The organism is Streptomyces sp. NPDC028722, assembly GCF_040637655.1.
Classification (GTDB): Bacteria; Actinomycetota; Actinomycetes; order Streptomycetales; family Streptomycetaceae; genus Streptomyces.
The window spans coordinates 153,593-170,502 of the sequence record NZ_JBEZWU010000004.1 but is presented as its reverse complement, the minus strand read 5'-3'; the positions used below and the strand labels follow the sequence as shown (position 1 = coordinate 170,502).

Sequence of the window (16,910 nt, the reverse complement as noted above, 5' to 3'; positions counted from 1 at the left end):
GGACCACCCGTGTCGCCTGCCCGGCCCACACCGTAAAATCCGCACGTCAGGGCCGCTCCGCAGTCGCAGCGGGCCCACCGCACCGCCGCAGGAGGAGCCGCCCCTCATGGCTGAACACCCCGCCTACCCCGTAGGCCTCCGCCTCTCCGGCCGCCGCGTGGTCGTCCTCGGCGGCGGCCAGGTCGCCCAGCGCCGGCTCCCGGCGCTCATCGCGGCCGGCGCGGACATCGTCCTCGTCTCCCCGCAGGCCACCCCGTCGGTGGAGGCCATGGCGGACGCGGGCGAGATCGCCTGGCTCCGGCGCCCGTACGAGGACGGCGACCTCGCCGAGGCCTGGTACGCCCTCATCGCCACCAGCGACTCCGGAGCCAACACGCGGGCCTCCGCCGAGGCCGAACGGCACCGGGTCTGGTGCGTGCGCTCCGACGACGCCGAGCAGGCGACGGCGTGGACCCCGGCGACCGGTCACAGCGAGGGCGTCACCGTCGCCGTGCTCACCACCCACGCGCGCGGACGCGACCCCCGGCACACCGCCGCCATCCGGGACGCGGTCGTCGAGGGCCTGCGCGACGGCACCCTCGTCGCCCCGCACCACCGCACCCGCACCACCGGTGTGGCCCTGGTCGGCGGCGGTCCCGGCGACCCCGACCTGATCACGGTCCGCGGCCGCCGGCTGCTCGCCGAGGCGGACGTCGTCATCGCCGACCGGCTGGGCCCGCGCGACCTGCTGGCCGAACTCCCGCCGCACGTCGAGGTGATCGACGCGGCGAAGATCCCTTACGGCCGGTACATGGCACAGGAAGCCATCAACAACGCGCTCATCGAGCACGCCAAGCAGGGCAAGGCGGTCGTCCGGCTCAAGGGCGGCGACCCGTACGTCTTCGGCCGGGGCATGGAGGAGGTCCAGGCGCTCGCCGAGGCCGGCATCCCGTGCACGGTGGTCCCCGGTATCTCCAGCTCGATCTCGGTGCCGGGCGCGGCCGGCATCCCGGTCACCCACCGGGGCGTCGCCCACGAGTTCACCGTGGTCAGCGGCCATGTCGCCCCGGACGACGCGCGCTCCCTGGTCGACTGGCCGTCGCTGGCCAGGCTCACGGGCACCCTGGTGGTCCTGATGGGCGTCGACAAGATCGGGAAGATCGCCGAGACGCTCGTCGCGCACGGCAAGTCCCCCGAGACGCCGGTCGCCCTGGTCCAGGAGGGGACCACGGCGGCGCAGCGGCGCGTGGACGCCACCCTCGCCACGGTCGCGGAGACGGTACGGACCGAGGACGTCAGGCCCCCGGCGGTCATCGTCATCGGCGAGGTCGTGCGCGCCGGCTCCAAGCCCGGAACATGACAGTAGCCGGATCACCCCCCTGACCCGCGGTAGCCCCAGCCGTTCCCAGCCGTTCCCACCCCACTCAGGACGAGGCAGTATCACCCTGTGGCCGAACTCATCACCCTCGACGATCCGGACGACCCCCGCCTGGCCGACTACACGGGCCTGACCGACGTCGAACTGCGCCGCAAGCGTGAGCCCGCCGAGGGCCTGTTCATCGCCGAGGGCGAGAAGGTCATCCGCCGGGCCAGGGAAGCGGGCTACGAGACGCGCTCGATGCTGCTCTCGGCCAAGTGGGTCGACGTCATGCGCGACGTCATCGACGAACTCCCGGTCCCGGTGTACGCCGTGAGCCCCGAACTCGCCGAACGCGTCACCGGCTACCACGTGCACCGCGGCGCCCTCGCCTCCATGCAGCGCAAGCCGCTGCCGACGGCCGCCGAACTGCTCCGCACCGCCCGCCGGGTCGTCATCATGGAGTCGGTCAACGACCACACCAACATCGGCGCGATCTTCCGCTCGGCGGCGGCCCTCGGCATGGACGCGGTGCTGCTGTCACCCGACTGCGCCGACCCCTTGTACCGGCGCAGCGTCAAGGTCTCCATGGGCGCGGTGTTCTCGGTGCCGTACGCCCGCCTGGAGGCGTGGCCGAAGGGGCTGGAGTCCGTCCGCGAGGCCGGCTTCACACTCCTCGCCCTCACCCCGGACGAGAAGGCCCTCACCCTCGACGAGGCCGCCCCGCACACCAGGGACCGGGTCGCGCTGATGCTGGGCGCCGAGGGCGACGGGCTGTCCGGGCGGGCGCTGGCCGCCGCCGACACATGGGTACGCATCCCGATGTCGCACGGCGTCGACTCGCTCAACGTGGGCGCGGCCGCCGCGGTCGCCTTCTACGCGGTGGCGACAGGCCGACCGGGCGTCTGATCCGTCGGGGCGGTGATCAAGGCGGACCGGCCGTCACCTGCCGTGCCCGGCGGGCCACCGCGAAGCCTCTCTCCGGCGGCCCTTCATGCCTGGCGTGACCGCAGGGCAGCCGGCGTCCGGGCGGGCCGTCATGCCGGGGCGGCCGTCATGCCTGGCCGGTCGCCCGGGAGTCCCGCCTGCGACGGCCGTCCGCCCTGCCCGACCGCCAGGAAGCCATGCCGGGGCGGCCCGTCACGCCTGCCCGACCGCCTGGGAGCTTCTCCGGCGGCCGTCCGCCGTCCCGCCCCGGGGCCGCTGTTCCGGGAGGCGCTCACTTGCCGGCGTCGCGGCTCAGCGTCGACGTGTACCGGTCGGACATGAGCTTGCCGTTCTCCAGCGGCGGGTAGCTCGGCTGCGCGTCCTGCTGCCGCTGTACGCCGCCGTCACGGCCGTCGCCGCCCAGTCCGCGCGCCGGCCCCTGGCAGCCCTGGGCCACCGCGATCCCGAGCGCCACCAGCAGCGTCACCACCACGAACACGAACAACCGCTGCCGCAGCAGCCGCGGATTGGCCGGCCGCCGCCCGGTCCGCGACGGACGCTGCCCCGGCCGCCGGGAATCGCCGCGCGGAGCGGGCCGGCCGCCACTGCCGGAGCGCGGGGCACCACCGCGCGGCGCCGGCGTGGGGCGTGCCCTGCCCGGCCGGGCTGCTGCCCCCGCGCCGCGCGCACCACTGCCCCCGCGCGAGGCGACCCCGCCGCGGAACGGCACGTCTCTCCGCGAGGGCATCCCGCCGCGCGCCGGCTCACCGCTCCGGGAGGGGGCGCCTCCGCGCGGCAGCGGCGTACCGGAGGAGGTACGCCGCTGGACGCGCTGCTGTTCGGGATAGGTGTCGGTGAGCCGCCCGGTGGGCCGGTCCGCCTCGGCGGCGCGCGGCGCGGGCGGCCGTGCGCCGTCCAGGCCCTGCGCCTCCCGCGCGGCGATCTCCTTGAGCCGCAGCGACAGCTGGAGGGTGCTGGGCCGGTCCTCGGGATCCTTGGCCAGGCAGGCCCGGATCAGCGGGGCCAGGGCGTCCGGTACGCCGTGCAGCTGCGCCTCCTCGTGCACCACCCGGTACAGCATCACCTCGGAACTGCCATGCCCGAAGGGCGAGTCACCGGTCGAGGCGTACGCCAGGGTCGCGCCGAGGGAGAACACGTCCGTCGCCGGGGTGACCGCCGCGCCGCGGACCTGCTCGGGCGCGAGGAAACCGGGGGAGCCGACCGCGGTGCCCACGTGGGTGAGGGTGGAGGCGCCGGTGGCCCAGGCGATGCCGAAGTCGATGATCCGCGGCCCCTTGGGGGACAGCAGAATGTTGGACGGTTTCAGATCCCGGTGGACGACACCCGCCTCGTGCACGGCGACCAGCCCCTCGGAGAGGGCCGCGCCGACCGCCGCGGTGTCCACCGCGGAGAGGGGGCCCTCGTCGGCGACCTTGTCGTGCAGGGAGGGGCCGGGCACGTACTGGGTGGCGAACCAGGGCCGCTCGGCCTCCAGGTCCGCGGCGACCAGCCGGGCCGTGCATCCGCCGCGGATCCGCCGGGCCGCCGACACCTCGCGCGCGAACCGCGACCGGAACTCCTGGTCCTCCGCCAGGTCGGGCCGGATCACCTTCAGCGCGACGCGCTGCCCCTTCTTGTCGGAGCCGAGATAGACCACGCCCATCCCACCCGCGCCGAGCCGTCGGTGAAGCCTGAACGAGCCGACGACGCGCGGGTCCTCGCGCCTCAGGCGCATCATCGCCATGTTCATCCCCGCTGCCCGGTCCCTGTGACGTGGCACAGCTTACGTTTCCACGGCCGCCCGCGCGCAGAGGCCGCGCCCTCTCGACCCGGCGGATTGTGTACGCCGTTCGGGGGAGGTGAAACCCGGTCAGCAGACCCCGGGGCGCGGCCCGTTGACCGTGCGTACCACAGCAACCCGCGCGTACGGCAGGGAAGTTGGGTTCCTGTCAGGGTGCCGGGTGTCGCGCGGTACGGTCGCCGGTGAGGTGCCGCGGGCAGCCCTCGGGCCGCGCCGCGCACCGGATCACGCTGCACCTCCCGCCCCCCTCCGAGCCCCGTCAGGGGTGATCGAAGTCTCACTCCACCGGGCGTGCCGGACGCGTCGGACATGCCCGGACACAGCGGGCAGTCCCCTCCGGGAAGACCCCGAGACGCGCCCCCGCGCCTCCACCCAGGGGAGTAGTCCGCAGGTCGTGGCTCATCCTCGGGGAGGCCCGGCAATCGGTACGAGGGCATGACGCCCGGTGTCCGCCGCGCGCCTAGATTTGAGGTCAAGCGGCGGGTGCAGCACTCGTCCCCCGAGGTCAGACACCCGCCGCTGCCGATGACAACCGAAACGGTCAGGAGAGGGACCATGGCCCACCCGGCACCGCGACGCACCGCGTTCGCCTCCCGCCGGACGGGCCGTCGCCACCCACTGGTGGCGACGCTCATGGCCCTTCCCCTGGCGGCCCTGCTCCTGCTCGTCTTCGACGGCTGGGAGACGGTGGCCACACAGGCGTCGTCCGTGGGTGCGATGCTGGGGCGCTGAGCGGCGCCCCCAGGCCCGGAAGAGCGGTCCGGGCGGGGACATCTATCCATGAAACCCCGTGGGGACGGGGGTACGGCGGACGGCACAGATGCCGGCGCAGCTGGGGAGCTGCGCCGGCATTAGCCGTTCCCCGGCACACGAACAAGCGGCGCCGACATCAGCGATCCTCGTGCCCGAACGAGGCGCACCGCCATGACCGTCGCTCGCCCGCGCGAGCGAGCTGCGCCGCCTGAGCCGCTTCCCCTCCCACGAGCGCGCCGCGTCGGCGTCGGCCTTCACCCCTCCCGCGCCTCCCGTGGCAACGGGGCACCGGCCCAGACACGCCGGCCCGGTGACGGTCGCCCCTCCGCATCCCGCCTCTGTCCCCGGCGGCGCCCGCTGCTCCGTGAGCGACACCCCGTCCGGCGAGGCCGGCTGCCGGGCAAGACGCCTCTGCCTGAGGCGCCCCCCGGCCCTGCGAGCCGTTATCTGTCTGCGGGCACCCGGAGCTGCGAGCCGTCTTCTGCCTGCGGGCACCCGGAGCTGCGAGCCGTTCTCTGTCTGCGGGCACCCGCAGCTGCGAGCCGTGTTCAGTCCGGCGGGCCCCGCCCAGGAAGCCGCCTTCCTCCTGGCAAGGCCCGCTCCGCTGCAAGCCGCCTGCCCCCGGGACGTCCGCCGTCCCGCCGTCGTACCCCCGCCCGGACAACCCGTTGTCCCGACGGTGATCTCCTGAGGCGGGGCCCGACTCCGCTGGTGAGCCCCCTTCGCCCGGTGAAGCCCGGCCGTCCCGCCGTCGTACCCGACAATGATCCCCCGAGGCGGGGCACGGCTCCGCTGAAAGCCGCCCCCACCCCGCAAGCCCCCGCCCATCGGACGCGGCCCCCGCCAAGCGCGCCAGCACCACCCGCCACCCCCCGGCGATCTCCCGCCCAGTACCCTCGGCCGAACAGCTCACCCCCCGAGGCAGCCTTGACCGCAGACGCGTCCGCCCCCTCCCTGCTGACCGCGCTGGCCGCGGAAGCGACAGCCGCGGCCCATCCCCGCGTCCTCACCACCCCGTGCGCCTGCGTCAGCACCCCCCTGGCCGAGCGGGAGGACGCCACGGTCGTGCGGCATGCCGGTACCGTCGCCAAGGCCCACGCCCCGGACACCGACCGTGCCGCGCTGGTCCGGCGCCTCGCCACGGCCGCCGGTCACCCGGACGTGCTGCTTCCCCCGCTCACCCTCACCCCGGCCCCCCTGCGCGACCGCCCGGTGACCTTCTGGCCGTACGGCGTACCGGTGGACCCGGAGGATCCGGACGCGGCCCCCTGGGAGGCCGCCGCCACCCTCCTGGCGAACCTGCACCGCAGACCCCTCCCCGCCGGCCTGCCCCCGATGCGCGGTCCGGCCAAGGCCGCCCGCGCCCTCGCCCGGCTCCACGCGGCCCTCCGTACCGCCGCCCCCACCGGTCATCCGGCCGCCCGTCCCGTCCTGGACGCCTGGGCCGGCCTGCCCGCCTGGGCCCGCGGGAGGGCGCCGATGCCCGGCCCGCAGTCCCTCTGCCACGGTGATCTCCACCTCGGCCAGCTGGTCCGGCACCCGGCACCGGACGGCCCCTGGAAGCTGATCGACGTCGACGACCTGGGGTCCGGCGTCCCGGCCTGGGACCTCGCCCGCCCCGCCGCCTGGTACGCCTGCGGGCTCCTTCCGCCCGACGAGTGGACCCGCTTCCTGACCGCCTACCGGCATGCCGGCGGCCCGGCCGTACCCGCGGACGGCGACCCCTGGGCCGCCCTGGACGTGCCGGCCCGCGCCCTCACCGCGCAGACGGCCGCGCTCGCGCTGACGAAGGCGCTCGCGGCGGACCGCCCGCTGGACGAGGTGGAGCAGGCCCTGGTCGACGCCTGCGCCCGGATGCCCTCCGTACCCCCTCGGCCCGCGCCCGTTCCGCCGGACTAGGCTGCAACCGCCCGGGGCCGGACGGAGTCTGTCCTGGGGAAACGCGAAACAGGACCGACCGGCGAGGAGTTGAGCCGACCATGCAGTGTCCGAAGTGCCATGCGCCGATGCACACCTACAACCGCAACGGCGTTCAGATCGAGCAGTGCAGCGGCTGCCGCGGCATCTTCCTCGACTACGGCGAGCTGGAGGCGCTGACCCGGCTGGAGAGCCAGTGGTCCCAGCCCGCTCCGCCGCCCCCGCCGGCCCCGCAGTCGTACCCGGCCCCGTCCGCGCCCGCCTGGGGCGCCCCGCACGGCGGTCACCACGGTGGCGGTCACGGTCACTACGAGCACCACCGCCACAAGAGCTTCGGTCACATGCTCTTCTCCAGCTGAGCGCACGAAGAAGCCCCCGGCCGTACGAGACGGTCGGGGGCTTCCTGCTGTGTGGACGATACTGGGATTGAACCAGTGACCTCTTCCGTGTCAGGGAAGCGCTCTCCCGCTGAGCTAATCGTCCGCGGGCCGTGACTGACGTGTCACAGACGGTGCGCGATACTGGGATTGAACCAGTGACCTCTTCCGTGTCAGGGAAGCGCTCTCCCGCTGAGCTAATCGCGCGGGACGGATCATGCCGTACAGACCGGCGGATCCAGTGGACGATACTGGGATTGAACCAGTGACCTCTTCCGTGTCAGGGAAGCGCTCTCCCGCTGAGCTAATCGTCCTTGGAGGTGGAGACGGGATTTGAACCCGTGTAGACGGCTTTGCAGGCCGTTGCCTCGCCTCTCGGCCACTCCACCAGGAGTGTAGGGGATCGGGACGACCCCTTCTTCCTTCGAGCGGACGACGAGGCTCGAACTCGCGACCTCAACCTTGGCAAGGTTGCGCTCTACCAACTGAGCTACGTCCGCCTGTCGTTTCGGGGCGCTCCCGCGTCCCGGCGACGTGTTGAACTCTAGCGGATTCCCGGGCCAGTACAAAAACGCGTTTGCGCAGCGTGCCGCGGTGCGCCCGCCGGAGCCGCCGGTCCCGGCCCCCTCCGGGACATCCCGAGGTCGGCTTTCGGATACCCGTCCTAGACTCGACCACGTGTCCCACCACCCTCCTCTGGCCCGCTTCGGCGACCGCGTCGCCACCGGCCTCCTCGACGTCACCAGCGATCCGGCCGCCCTGGACTCCGCCGGCTTCTGGGCCGTGTGCGCGGACTTCGAGGGCCGGCTGACCTGCGCCCGCTTCGCGGAGGTACGCGAGGAGCCGGTGCCCGCCCCGGTGCCCGGCGTCTGGCGCGGCCCGGCACCGGGGGACTGGACCTCCTCCCTGGACCGCGCCGCGTACACGGCGGCCGTCCGCGGGATCCGCGAGCGCATCGCCGCCGGCGACGTCTACCAGGTCAACCTCTGCCGGGTGCTCGGCGCGCCCGTCGCCCCGGACGCCGACGTGGACGCCCTGACCGCCCTGCTGGCCCGCGGCAACCCGGCGCCGTACGCGGGCACGGTCCGCCTGCCGGAGCACGGTGTGGAGATCGCCACCGCCTCGCCCGAGCTGTTCCTGCGCCGCGACGGCCGCGTCGTCGAGTCGGGGCCGATCAAGGGCACCGCGCACACCGAGGCGGACCTCCTGGAGAAGGACTACGCCGAGAACGTGATGATCGTGGATCTCGTCCGCAACGACCTCGGGCGCGTCTGCGCGACCGGCAGCGTGACCGTCCCCGACCTGTGCGCCGTGGAGAAGCACCCGGGCCTCGTCCACCTCGTCTCCACCGTGCGCGGCGAGCTGCGCGAGGACGCCGGCTGGCCGGAGCTGCTGGCCGCCGCCTTCCCGGCCGGCTCGGTCACCGGCGCGCCCAAGCCGAGTGCCCTGGGGATCATCGCGGAGCTGGAGCCGGCACCGCGCGGTCCGTACTGCGGCGGGATCGGCTGGGTCGACGCCGACCGCGGCACCGGCGAGCTGGCCGTGGGCATCCGCACCTTCTGGATCGACCGCGCCGACGGCACCCTGCGCTTCGGCACCGGTGCCGGCATCACCTGGGGCTCCGACCCCGAGGGGGAGTGGGGAGAGACCGAGCTGAAGGCGTCCCGGCTGCTCGCGGTAGCGTCGGGATCGTACGAGGACACGGAAAGGGCGCTCACATGAGGATCTGGCTGGACGGCGGGCTGCGGGACTCGGACGCCGCCCGGGTCTCCGTCTTCGACCACGGGCTGACCGTCGGTGACGGCGTCTTCGAGACCGTGAAGGCGGTCGACGGCAGGCCGTTCGCACTCACCCGGCACCTCGACCGGCTGACCCGCTCGGCCCGCGGCCTCGGCCTGCCCGACCCCCGCCACGACGAGGTCCGCGAGGCCTGTACGGCCGTGCTCGCGGCCAACCCGATGCCGCTCGGCCGGCTGCGGATCACCTACACCGGCGGCCACGGCCCGCTCGGTTCCGACCGCGGCGCGCACGGCCCGACCCTCGTCGTCGCCCTCGGCGAGGTCACCCGCCGCCCGGACACCACCGCGGTGATCACCGTCCCGTGGACCCGCAACGAGCGCGGCGCCCTCACCGGCCTGAAGACGACCTCGTACGCCGAGAACGTCGTGGCCCTGGCCCGCGCCCACGGGCACGGCGCCTCCGAGGCCTTGTTCGGCAACACGGTCGGGCAGCTCTGCGAGGGCACCGGGTCCAACGTCTTCGTCGTCCTCGACGGCGAGATCCACACCCCGCCGGTCGCCTCCGGCTGTCTGGCCGGCATCACCCGCGCCCTGACGGTCGAGTGGACGGGCGCCAGGGAGACGGACCTGCCCCTGGACGTCGTGCGGCGCGCCGACGAGATCTTCCTGACCTCCACCTTGCGGGACGTGCAGGCCGTGCACCGGGTCGACGGCCGTGAACTGCCCGGCACGCCCGGCCCGGTGACCGCCAAGGCCATGCGGATCTTCGACGAGCGGTCCGGGCAGGATCTGGATCCCTGACCCCGGTCGGGGAGGCTGACCCGACGGGGCCGTCGCGGGTAGAACAGTTGTGATGACGACGACCCTGCGGCCGGCCGAGCCGCTCCAGCAGCACCCCGACGGCACGCGTTCACGCCGCTACCAGGTGTGCGTCAACAGCCGTCCCGTCGGCGAGATCCGTCTCGGCACCTCGCCGGACCTCGGTGACTCGATGGCCCGCATCATCGATCTGCGGATCGCCGAGCCCGACCGGCGGCGCGGCCGGGGCACCGTGGCCGCGCTCGCCGCGGAGGAGGTGGCACGCGGCTGGGGCTGCACCCGGATCGAGACCACCGTGCCCGCCACGGCGGACGCCGGGCTGCGCCTGCTCGCGGCCCTCGGCTACACCCTGCGCAACCGCCGCATGGAAAAACGCCTAGGCACCACCCCGCCCGCACTGCCGTCGGACGGCCGTGCGCGGCCCATGACCGAGGCCGAGTTCGACGCCTGGCGGAAGACGGAGAGCGAGCGGTACGCGCGCACCTGGAGCGAACGGGGCGTCCCCGAGGCCGCGGCCCGCGCCAAGGCCCGCGACGACCACAGACGGCTGCTGCCGCACGGGCTCGCGACCGACGGCATGCTCTTCAGCGTGCTGGAGCACGAGGGCAGCCGGGTGGGCATTCTCTGGGTGGCCCTGCGGGAGGACGGGGCGTTCGTGTTCGACGTGGAGACCGACGCGGCCCACCGCGGCCGGGGACACGGCCGTACGCTCATGCTGCTGGCGGAGCGCCAGGCGATCGAGGCCCGCCTGCCGGTCCTCGGCCTCAACGTGTTCGCGGGCAACACCCCGGCCGAGCGGCTGTACGCGTCACTGGGCTACGAGCCGGTGACCCACTCCCTGACCAAGCCCTTGCTGTAGGGGAGTCGGGCGGCCCCGCCGGGGAGTCCGTCCCTCCGGGGCGGCGGGACGGGCCCGGGACGTGCCGGAACGTGTGGGTCCGCGGGCGGGGCGGACGGGTTCGGGCAGGCCCGGGCGTGTGGGTTCGCGGGCGGGGCGGACGGGTTCGGGGGGCCCGGGCGTGTGGGTCCGCGAGGTGTGCCGGAACGTGCCGGCTCCCGGGGCGTACCGGCAGGGGTGCCGGGGCGGGGCGCGCCGCTCAGGCCGGCCCGTCGGCCAGCAGCCGGTCCGCGATGCCCTCGATGCGTTCGCGCAGCCCCTCCTGGCTCTTTCCGCCGTCGAGGCGCTCGCCGCCGATGACGTACGTGGGGGTGCCGGTCACGCCGATCGCCTTGCCCTCGGCCTGGTCGGCGTCGACGACCAGGATGTGCCGGCCGTCGATCAGCGCGGTGTCGAACTCCTCGGCGTCCAGGCCGAGCTCCCGGGCCACCTCCACCAGGAAGGCTTCGCCCCCGCGGTCCAGCTCCTCCACCCGCTCCAGCACGGCCTCCACGTACGCCCAGCCCTTGCCCTGCTCCAGGGCCTCCTCGGCGGCCTGGGCGGCGGCGAAGGCGTGCTGGTGCTTCTCCAGGGGGAAGTGCCGCAGACGCAGTTCCAGCCGGTCGCCGTAGCGGGCGCGCAGGGCGCGGACGTCGTCGAGGGCGCCACGGCAGTCGGGGCACTGAAGTTCGCACCACACGTCGAGGACGAGGGCGTCGGTGCGCACGGGTGAGGAGTCGCTCATGGGCCCCAGTCTTCCAGGCGGGACCCGGGCGGCCCAATCGGGACGCCGGGGCCCCGGCCGGGCCCGGGTCTCCGGGGCCGCGTCCGGCACTCCAGGAGGAGCCGACCCGGAGATGTCCCTGAGGTGTGCCCGGAGCATGGCATCGCGGGGACGCGGCGGTGCAGGATGGAAGGAACGAACGAGCCCTGCCAGGAGGACCGGATGATTGCCGAGACCGTCTGCTCCGCCGTGTCCGCGGCGGGCCTGGGCATCGCGGTGGTCACGGCCTACCGCAAGCGGTATCTGGCCGCCGCCCGCCTCGCGGCCTACTCCCTCGTGCCGGTCGCCCTGGTGATGACCGGGATCGTCGGCTGGCTCGCGGGCACCGCCCTGAGCCCCACCGCCTGGGCGGGCTTCGGCCTGCTGGGTGCGGCCTGGCTGCTGTTCGCCGGCACGCGGGCCGTGGAGCGCCGGCGCGCCGGTGGCGGTTCCGGGCGCAAGGCGGCCCGGCAGGCCGGACCGGATGCGGTGGCCCCTGAGGCCTCGGCGCCCTCCCTGGGCCAGGGCCGGGCACCGCGCCCCGCCGCCACGCCTCGGCCGGCCGGCCAGGGGGATGACTTCAGCGACATCGAGGCCATCCTCAAGAAGCACGGCATATGACAGTCACATGACTCGCTGAAACGACACAGTGGGTCCGGGGACGTCCGGAATCGTTCACCAGCCGAACGAGACCTCACGGCATTGACGCACTCCCGCAAGATCCGTGAGCGGTGATCGCGTAGGAGGTCCCGGGTACGCCATCATCTGCCGCGAGATGCTGGACACACCCCCACAGAGCGAGGCCGCGCCGCCGAAGGACGAGCCGCGCGGATGCCTCTTCGCCCTTTCCCAGCCACCGCTGATGATCTTCCTAGCGGTGATCGGGTGCCTCATCCTCATGGCTGCGCTGCACGACCTGCTGTTGCTGTGAGCCGTACACGTCCGTCCCGGCGCCACCCGCCGGGACCGACGTCGCACCGGAGGCCCTGCATCTCCTCCCGCTCAGCCCGTCGCCTCCTTGCGCCGGGCCCGGTAGGCGGCGACATGCAGCCGGTTCCCACAGGTCCGGCTGTCGCAGTAGCGGCGCGAGCGGTTGCGGGAGAGATCGACGAAGGCACGCCGGCAGTCCGGTGCCTCACAGCGCCGCAGCCGCTCCTGCTCCCCGGCCACCACGAAGAAGGCGAGCGCCATCCCGCAGTCGGCGGCGAGATGGTCGGCGACCGAGGCGCCCGGCGCGAAGTAGTGCACATGCCAGTCGTAACCGTCGTGGTCCGTGAGACGGGGGGTGGTGCCCGCCCCGGCGACCAGCTCGTTGATCAGCGTGGCCGCCGACCGGGCATCGGGGGCCGCGAAGACCGAGGCGAACCGCCCGCGGATGCGGCGCACCGCCGAGAGGTCGAACTCCGACAGCACGCCGACGTCGCTGATCTGGTGGTTTCGTACGAACTCCGCGAGAGCCCGGAGGTCGGGCAGTCCGTCCGCCGCGTCCTCCTCCGGCGCGGAGTTCACCAGATCCACCACGGTGTCGAGGGCGCACCGGGTGTCGTGGGTGATCAGCACGTTTCGCTCCCTGGCCTGGGGGGTCGGGCGGACGCCCGCCGATGCTGGCCGATGGTAGCGACAACCGCGCCCGGTGCACCGGTCCCCGTCCGTCCCGGTTGCAGGAGGCGCCGCCCCCCCGCCCTCCGTGGGCGGGCCGGCCGTCCCGCGATCTGGCCCGCACAGGCCGGCGCCGTCCCCGCGATCGCTCACGGTGACGGCGCCGGCCAGTGCCGTATGCGGTTGTCTTGGCCCGAGCCGTCTCCCCGAGTGGACGGCACCGGGCTGCTTCGAGGGGCCGCGACCTAGCTCTCCGCCAGGATGTGCGACAGCTCCTGGTCAAGATCGAAGTGCCGGTGCTCCGTGCCGGGCGGCACGGCGGCGTCGGTTCGCTTCAGGAAGGACTCGAGGGCCCGCGCCGGGGCCTCGAGCAGGGCCTCCCCCTCCGGGGAGCTGAGGGCGATGCACACGACGCCCTGACCATGACTGCGCGATGGCCAGACGCGGACGTCTCCGGTGCCGGTGGGCCGGTGCAGCCCCTCGGCGAGGAGGTCGCGGGCGAACACCCACTCGACGGTCTCCTCGGCTCCGGTGTGGAAGGTGGCGTGCACGGCGTAGGGGTCGGCCGTGTCGTACCGCAGGCCTGCGGGGACAGGCAGGGAGGACTCGCTCGACACAACGAGGCGCAGGTGCAGCTCGCAGCTGACCGTGGTGTTCATAAGCGCCAGGGCCTTTCGCTCAGTGTGCGCTCGGGGATTCGCACGTCGGCGAAATCGACATGCCACCTACGGTGCCGTTGTAAACCCCTCTGAGGGTTTTGCGTCGGTTTACGTAACTCTTCCGGCCGAGAACTCGTACCGGATCCAGGACCATTCCGGTGACCGATTCACTACGGTAGGGTTTGTCTGTATGAATACGGGGAGTGACGACCTTGGCGAGGTCGCGGTGGCGGTGGACGAGGCGAAGGCGGACGGGCACGTGGGCGAGGAGGGTGTCGAGCGGGGGCTCGGCTCCCGGGCGCCGGAATACGTCAAGGAGCGCCGGCTCCTGCACCTGAGCTGGCAGGTCGGTGTCTTCGTGATCGGGCTGGCGGTCGTCGCCGCCGGCATCGTCATGCTGCCCCTGCCGGGTCCCGGCTGGGTGGTGATCTTCGGCGGCATGGCGATCTGGGCGACCGAGTTCGTCTGGGCCCAGCTCGTGCTCCGCTGGACCAAGCGCAAGGTCACCGAGGCGGCCCAGCGGGCCCTCGACCCCAAGGTGCGGCGCCGCAACATCACCCTCACCGTCATCGGGCTCGTGATCATCGGCGTACTCGCCGGGTTCTACCTGTGGAAGTTCGGCGCCGTCGTGCCGTGGAAGATCAAGGACCAGTGACACGGCCGCGGGGCGGGCGGCCCCGCCGTCCCGTCCCGGGTTCGGAAGCACCCCCTGACTTGGGGTAATGTTCTTCCTGCGCCCGGGCGATTAGCTCAGTGGGAGAGCGCTTCGTTCACACCGAAGAGGTCACTGGTTCGAACCCAGTATCGCCCACCCGGACCGACGGCCCACCTGCGACAAGCAGGTGGGCCGTCGACGTATGCGTCCCCTTCCGGGCGGCCGGGCGACCGACGGGCACGCCGAGCCGGAGGTTCGGACTGGCACCCCACCCAGTGCCTCGGGTGGCGAGCGGTGGCAGGCCCCGTCCCGAGCGGCAGCCCAGCGCCACGGGCCCCGCGGCGGGCGGCTGACCGCGCGATGCCCCCGACCACTCGCCCACCCCTGGCTCGAACGGGTTGAACGGCCCCACAGGAACGGAGCCAGGCCCCACCCTCCCGAACGTCGGGCGACCGTTTTCCCGAGCCCGGACGGCCTCTTGTCGCTGGCTGCGCCGACGCGTGGACCACCGACGGGCCGCCGGTCGAACACCTGGCGGAGCCGGAGGACCCGGCGGAGCGGAGCCGGAGCGACCCGGCGCAAGCGTCGGACTGCCTTCCCTTGTGCCGGCGAGCGCTTACCCCCTTGGTGGCCGGGGCCGGGGCCGGGTTCGTCCCGGTGACCGGGTGCAGGGGTGGTAGCGGTTGCGGAACGGGACGGTGACATTCCGTTACGCCCCGTGGGGTGCCGAGGGGCGGGTCAGGAAGATCGACCGGAGCGTCGCGTTGTTCGAGAAGAAGTGCCCGAAGGTTACGGTCAAGACCGACTTTCAGACGTACGAGTCCTTCTCGGAGAAGTTCCAGACGCGGACCGCTGGTGGAAATCCCCCGGACGTTTTTCCAAAGCGCCGTCACATTCCTTCGGAAATACGACAAACGCGGAATTCTCCTCGGTCTGCGGCCGCAGGTGCAGTCCGGAAATCTGAGCCTGCGTCACTTCCGGGAGAACGTCACGAAGGTGGGCGAGGCCGACGGCAAGCAGCTCGGAATTCCCGTCGGTTCGAACACCATGACGCTCCATCCACAAGAAGGTCCTCGGGAACCCAGGTCGTCCCGGTGCCGGACGTGATCCGCGCCGACGGCCGGCACCGCACACGGGCGGCGCTCGTGCCGGGTCTGGCCGTCCTCCGCTGCGGGCGGCCACCGCGGGCACACTCACCCCATGGACTGGAACCACTACCGCTTCCGCAGCCTGTGGCCCCTGCCCGCCCCGCCGGCCGCCGTGTACGCGGCACTGGAGCGCCCCGAGGACTACCCGCGCTGGTGGCCGCAGGTGCGGGCGGTGACCCGGCGGGACGGCCGCACGGGCGTGATCACCATCCGGTCCGCGCTGCCGTACGGCATCACCCTCACCGTGCGGGAAACCCGCCGGGACCCGGCCGTCGGCGTCCTGGAGGTCGCCCTCTCCGGCGACATGGAGGGCTGGGCGCGCTGGACGGTCACCGCCGGCGGCCCCGGCGCGCTCGTCCGCTACGACCAGGAGGTCGACGTGCGCAAACCCCTGCTCAGGCTGCTCGCCGTCCCCGGACGGCCCGTCTTCCGCGCCAACCACCGGCTGATGATGCGCGCCGGACGGCGGGGACTGCGGCGGCACCTGGGAGCGGTTTGAACGAAGGGCGCCCGGACCTGTATGGTTCAGTGCGTTCCCGGGCGATTAGCTCAGTGGGAGAGCGCTTCGTTCACACCGAAGAGGTCACTGGTTCGAACCCAGTATCGCCCACCGGGAGAGAGCCGGTCCGCAGTAGCGGACCGGCTCTTCGCGTATCCCGGGCCCTGCCGCCCCGCCCGGTGGTCACGCCGCCGCGGGAAGCTCCGGCCTGAGCGGCCAGTCCGTGCACACCGTCTCCTCCGAGCCGCTGCGCGCGAACCACGCCTGCAACCCCCGCGCCTGCGCCGCGTGCCAGTTCGTCTGGAGCGCGTGCAGCTCGGTGGGGGACAGCCGCTCCAGCCGGGCCGCGAAACGGCGGCCCAGCGCCCGCACGACGTCCAGCGCGGCCAGCGCGTCCGCCGCCGCGTCGTGCGCGTCCTGGAGCGGCACGTCGTAATGCGCGCACAGGTCGGTCAGCGTCCGGCGGCCCTTGCGGTACCGGTCCAGATGCTTGTCCAGCACCCGAGGGTCCAGCACCCTCAGCGGCACCGACTCGAACCAGCGGTCCAGCGGCGACGCCCGGTGCCGGCGCAGCTCCCGGTCCAGCAGCGTCAGGTCGAACGGCGCGTTCATCACCACCAGCGGCCTGCCCAGTGCCGCGTGCTCGGCCAGCTGCTCCGCTATCTCGTACATCACCGGCGCCGGCCACCGCCCGTTGCGGTGCAGGTGATCCTCCGTCAGCCCGTGCACCGCGGTCGCCGCCTCGGGCACCGGCACCCCCGGGTTCACCAGCCAGCGGAACACCCGGGGCCGGGCCCCCGGCGTGTCCTGGACGACGACGGCGGCCGACACGATCCGGTCGGTCTCGACGTCCACGCCCGTCGTCTCCGTGTCGAAGGCGGCCAGCGGCCCCTCGTACCAGGTCGTCATTCCCACCCAACTCCTCGTTCTCCCGCGACAGATGACTCTCCGTCCGCTGTCCGGTTCGGTGATACCCGGGCTGTTTGCGCCGTACGCCGGGAGGAGACAACAGGAGTACGGGTCTTTGCAGTTCAGCGGCCC

General features: G+C 73.3%; 17 protein-coding genes, 7 tRNA genes and 1 pseudogene. 15 read left to right on the top strand and 10 right to left on the bottom strand.

Features of this window, described 5'->3' with window-relative positions; all coding sequences use genetic code 11:
• Positions 1-106: 106 nt before the first annotated feature.
• Positions 107-1,339 carry a uroporphyrinogen-III C-methyltransferase gene (cobA, locus tag AB0F03_RS08390; protein ID WP_361987776.1) on the top strand — a complete coding sequence of 411 codons (1,233 nt, stop codon included), beginning with the start codon at positions 107-109 and terminating at the stop codon, positions 1,337-1,339.
• A gap of 87 nt (positions 1,340-1,426) precedes the next feature.
• Positions 1,427-2,245 carry an RNA methyltransferase gene (locus tag AB0F03_RS08385; RefSeq protein WP_361987774.1) on the top strand — a complete coding sequence of 273 codons (819 nt, stop codon included), beginning with the start codon at positions 1,427-1,429 and terminating at the stop codon, positions 2,243-2,245.
• Positions 2,246-2,555: 310 nt separating this feature from the next.
• Here AB0F03_RS08385 and AB0F03_RS08380 read toward each other — a convergent pair whose 3' ends face one another.
• Entirely contained in the window at positions 2,556-4,013 is a 1,458-nt protein-coding gene (locus tag AB0F03_RS08380) for a serine/threonine-protein kinase (RefSeq protein ID WP_361987772.1), read from the bottom strand.
• 606 nt (positions 4,014-4,619) lie between these two features.
• Here AB0F03_RS08380 and AB0F03_RS08375 point away from each other — a divergent pair.
• The 3 genes from AB0F03_RS08375 (at position 4,620) to AB0F03_RS08365 (ending at position 7,093) form a co-directional block, all read left to right on the top strand.
• Complete coding sequence (locus tag AB0F03_RS08375) at positions 4,620-4,796, top strand: hypothetical protein (protein ID WP_361987771.1); 177 nt, start codon at positions 4,620-4,622, stop codon at positions 4,794-4,796.
• Positions 4,797-5,744: 948 nt separating this feature from the next.
• Positions 5,745-6,716, top strand: a complete 972-nt coding sequence (locus tag AB0F03_RS08370; RefSeq protein WP_361987769.1) for an aminoglycoside phosphotransferase family protein — start codon at positions 5,745-5,747, stop codon at positions 6,714-6,716.
• A gap of 80 nt (positions 6,717-6,796) precedes the next feature.
• Positions 6,797-7,093: a zf-TFIIB domain-containing protein gene (locus AB0F03_RS08365; RefSeq protein ID WP_361987767.1), complete on the top strand. Its 297-nt coding sequence runs from the start codon at positions 6,797-6,799 to the stop codon at positions 7,091-7,093.
• Between the two features lie 52 nt (positions 7,094-7,145).
• Here AB0F03_RS08365 and AB0F03_RS08360 read toward each other — a convergent pair.
• The 5 genes from AB0F03_RS08360 to AB0F03_RS08340 form a co-directional block, all read right to left on the bottom strand.
• Positions 7,146-7,217, bottom strand: a tRNA-Val gene (locus AB0F03_RS08360).
• 29 nt (positions 7,218-7,246) lie between these two features.
• Positions 7,247-7,318: transfer RNA gene (locus AB0F03_RS08355), tRNA-Val, on the bottom strand.
• Between the two features lie 35 nt (positions 7,319-7,353).
• Positions 7,354-7,425 (bottom strand) — tRNA-Val (locus AB0F03_RS08350).
• Position 7,426: 1 nt separating this feature from the next.
• Positions 7,427-7,500: transfer RNA gene (locus tag AB0F03_RS08345), tRNA-Cys, on the bottom strand.
• 38 nt (positions 7,501-7,538) lie between these two features.
• Positions 7,539-7,611 (bottom strand) — tRNA-Gly (locus AB0F03_RS08340).
• Between the two features lie 178 nt (positions 7,612-7,789).
• On the opposite strand from AB0F03_RS08340, the gene AB0F03_RS08335 reads away from it, so the two are divergent.
• From AB0F03_RS08335 to AB0F03_RS08325, 3 genes are read left to right on the top strand one after another with little or no spacing between them, the layout of a single operon-like run.
• Positions 7,790-8,833: a chorismate-binding protein gene (locus AB0F03_RS08335; RefSeq protein WP_361987765.1), complete on the top strand. Its 1,044-nt coding sequence runs from the start codon at positions 7,790-7,792 to the stop codon at positions 8,831-8,833.
• Positions 8,830-9,651, top strand: a complete 822-nt coding sequence (locus AB0F03_RS08330; protein ID WP_361987763.1) for an aminodeoxychorismate lyase — start codon at positions 8,830-8,832, stop codon at positions 9,649-9,651. The genes AB0F03_RS08335 and AB0F03_RS08330 overlap by 4 nt, the downstream gene beginning before the upstream one ends.
• A 52-nt stretch (positions 9,652-9,703) precedes the next feature.
• Positions 9,704-10,528 (top strand): GNAT family N-acetyltransferase, encoded by an 825-nt coding sequence (locus AB0F03_RS08325; RefSeq protein ID WP_361987761.1) that lies wholly within the window; start codon positions 9,704-9,706, stop codon positions 10,526-10,528.
• 238 nt (positions 10,529-10,766) lie between these two features.
• Here AB0F03_RS08325 and AB0F03_RS08320 read toward each other — a convergent pair whose 3' ends face one another.
• A complete protein-coding gene (locus tag AB0F03_RS08320) occupies positions 10,767-11,291 on the bottom strand; it encodes a DsbA family protein (protein ID WP_361987759.1) in 525 nt (174 codons plus the stop codon).
• Between the two features lie 201 nt (positions 11,292-11,492).
• Here AB0F03_RS08320 and AB0F03_RS08315 point away from each other — a divergent pair, with 201 nt between their 5' ends.
• Together AB0F03_RS08315 and AB0F03_RS08310 are read left to right on the top strand one after the other, a co-directional pair.
• On the top strand, positions 11,493-11,930 hold the full coding sequence (locus AB0F03_RS08315; protein WP_361987757.1) for a hypothetical protein: 438 nt from the start codon (positions 11,493-11,495) through the stop codon (positions 11,928-11,930).
• 154 nt (positions 11,931-12,084) lie between these two features.
• The gene (locus AB0F03_RS08310; protein ID WP_356824637.1) at positions 12,085-12,240 is read left to right on the top strand and encodes a hypothetical protein; all 156 of its coding nucleotides are present in this window, start codon (positions 12,085-12,087) and stop codon (positions 12,238-12,240) included.
• Between the two features lie 71 nt (positions 12,241-12,311).
• Here the strand turns inward: AB0F03_RS08310 and AB0F03_RS08305 are convergent, their stop codons facing one another.
• Both AB0F03_RS08305 and AB0F03_RS08300 read right to left on the bottom strand, forming a co-directional pair.
• A complete protein-coding gene (locus AB0F03_RS08305; RefSeq protein WP_361987756.1) occupies positions 12,312-12,869 on the bottom strand; it encodes a CGNR zinc finger domain-containing protein in 558 nt (185 codons plus the stop codon).
• A gap of 284 nt (positions 12,870-13,153) precedes the next feature.
• On the bottom strand, positions 13,154-13,567 hold the full coding sequence (locus tag AB0F03_RS08300; protein ID WP_004002642.1) for an SsgA family sporulation/cell division regulator: 414 nt from the start codon (positions 13,565-13,567) through the stop codon (positions 13,154-13,156).
• A 190-nt stretch (positions 13,568-13,757) separates the two neighbouring features.
• Between AB0F03_RS08300 and AB0F03_RS08295 the strand changes: the two genes are divergently transcribed.
• From AB0F03_RS08295 to AB0F03_RS08275, 5 genes and pseudogenes are all read left to right on the top strand, one after another.
• Positions 13,758-14,222 carry a TIGR02611 family protein gene (locus AB0F03_RS08295; protein ID WP_361987754.1) on the top strand — a complete coding sequence of 155 codons (465 nt, stop codon included), beginning with the start codon at positions 13,758-13,760 and terminating at the stop codon, positions 14,220-14,222.
• 84 nt (positions 14,223-14,306) lie between these two features.
• Positions 14,307-14,378 (top strand) — tRNA-Val (locus AB0F03_RS08290).
• Positions 14,379-14,920: 542 nt separating this feature from the next.
• Positions 14,921-15,043: pseudogene (locus AB0F03_RS08285) on the top strand (sugar ABC transporter substrate-binding protein); the annotation flags it as partial.
• A gap of 379 nt (positions 15,044-15,422) precedes the next feature.
• On the top strand, positions 15,423-15,869 hold the full coding sequence (locus AB0F03_RS08280) for an SRPBCC family protein (protein WP_361987752.1): 447 nt from the start codon (positions 15,423-15,425) through the stop codon (positions 15,867-15,869).
• Between the two features lie 39 nt (positions 15,870-15,908).
• Positions 15,909-15,980 (top strand) — tRNA-Val (locus AB0F03_RS08275).
• A 72-nt stretch (positions 15,981-16,052) separates the two neighbouring features.
• Here the strand turns inward: AB0F03_RS08275 and AB0F03_RS08270 are convergent.
• Complete coding sequence (locus AB0F03_RS08270) at positions 16,053-16,778, bottom strand: 3'-5' exonuclease (protein WP_361987750.1); 726 nt, start codon at positions 16,776-16,778, stop codon at positions 16,053-16,055.
• Between the last annotated feature and the right edge of the window lie 132 nt (positions 16,779-16,910).

Coding starts and splice junctions, on each gene's coding strand:
- AB0F03_RS08380 (WP_361987772.1), bottom strand. CDS start 4,013: ATGAACATGGCGATGATGCGCCTGAGGCGCGAGGACCCGCGCGTCGTC.
- AB0F03_RS08375 (WP_361987771.1), top strand. CDS start 4,620: ATGGCCCACCCGGCACCGCGACGCACCGCGTTCGCCTCCCGCCGGACG.
- AB0F03_RS08330 (WP_361987763.1), top strand. CDS start 8,830: ATGAGGATCTGGCTGGACGGCGGGCTGCGGGACTCGGACGCCGCCCGG.
- AB0F03_RS08310 (WP_356824637.1), top strand. CDS start 12,085: ATGCTGGACACACCCCCACAGAGCGAGGCCGCGCCGCCGAAGGACGAG.
- AB0F03_RS08280 (WP_361987752.1), top strand. CDS start 15,423: ATGGACTGGAACCACTACCGCTTCCGCAGCCTGTGGCCCCTGCCCGCC.
- AB0F03_RS08320 (WP_361987759.1), bottom strand. CDS start 11,291: ATGAGCGACTCCTCACCCGTGCGCACCGACGCCCTCGTCCTCGACGTG.
- AB0F03_RS08315 (WP_361987757.1), top strand. CDS start 11,493: ATGATTGCCGAGACCGTCTGCTCCGCCGTGTCCGCGGCGGGCCTGGGC.
- AB0F03_RS08300 (WP_004002642.1), bottom strand. CDS start 13,567: ATGAACACCACGGTCAGCTGCGAGCTGCACCTGCGCCTCGTTGTGTCG.
- AB0F03_RS08365 (WP_361987767.1), top strand. CDS start 6,797: ATGCAGTGTCCGAAGTGCCATGCGCCGATGCACACCTACAACCGCAAC.
- AB0F03_RS08270 (WP_361987750.1), bottom strand. CDS start 16,778: ATGACGACCTGGTACGAGGGGCCGCTGGCCGCCTTCGACACGGAGACG.
- AB0F03_RS08295 (WP_361987754.1), top strand. CDS start 13,758: ATGAATACGGGGAGTGACGACCTTGGCGAGGTCGCGGTGGCGGTGGAC.
- AB0F03_RS08325 (WP_361987761.1), top strand. CDS start 9,704: ATGACGACGACCCTGCGGCCGGCCGAGCCGCTCCAGCAGCACCCCGAC.
- cobA (WP_361987776.1), top strand. CDS start 107: ATGGCTGAACACCCCGCCTACCCCGTAGGCCTCCGCCTCTCCGGCCGC.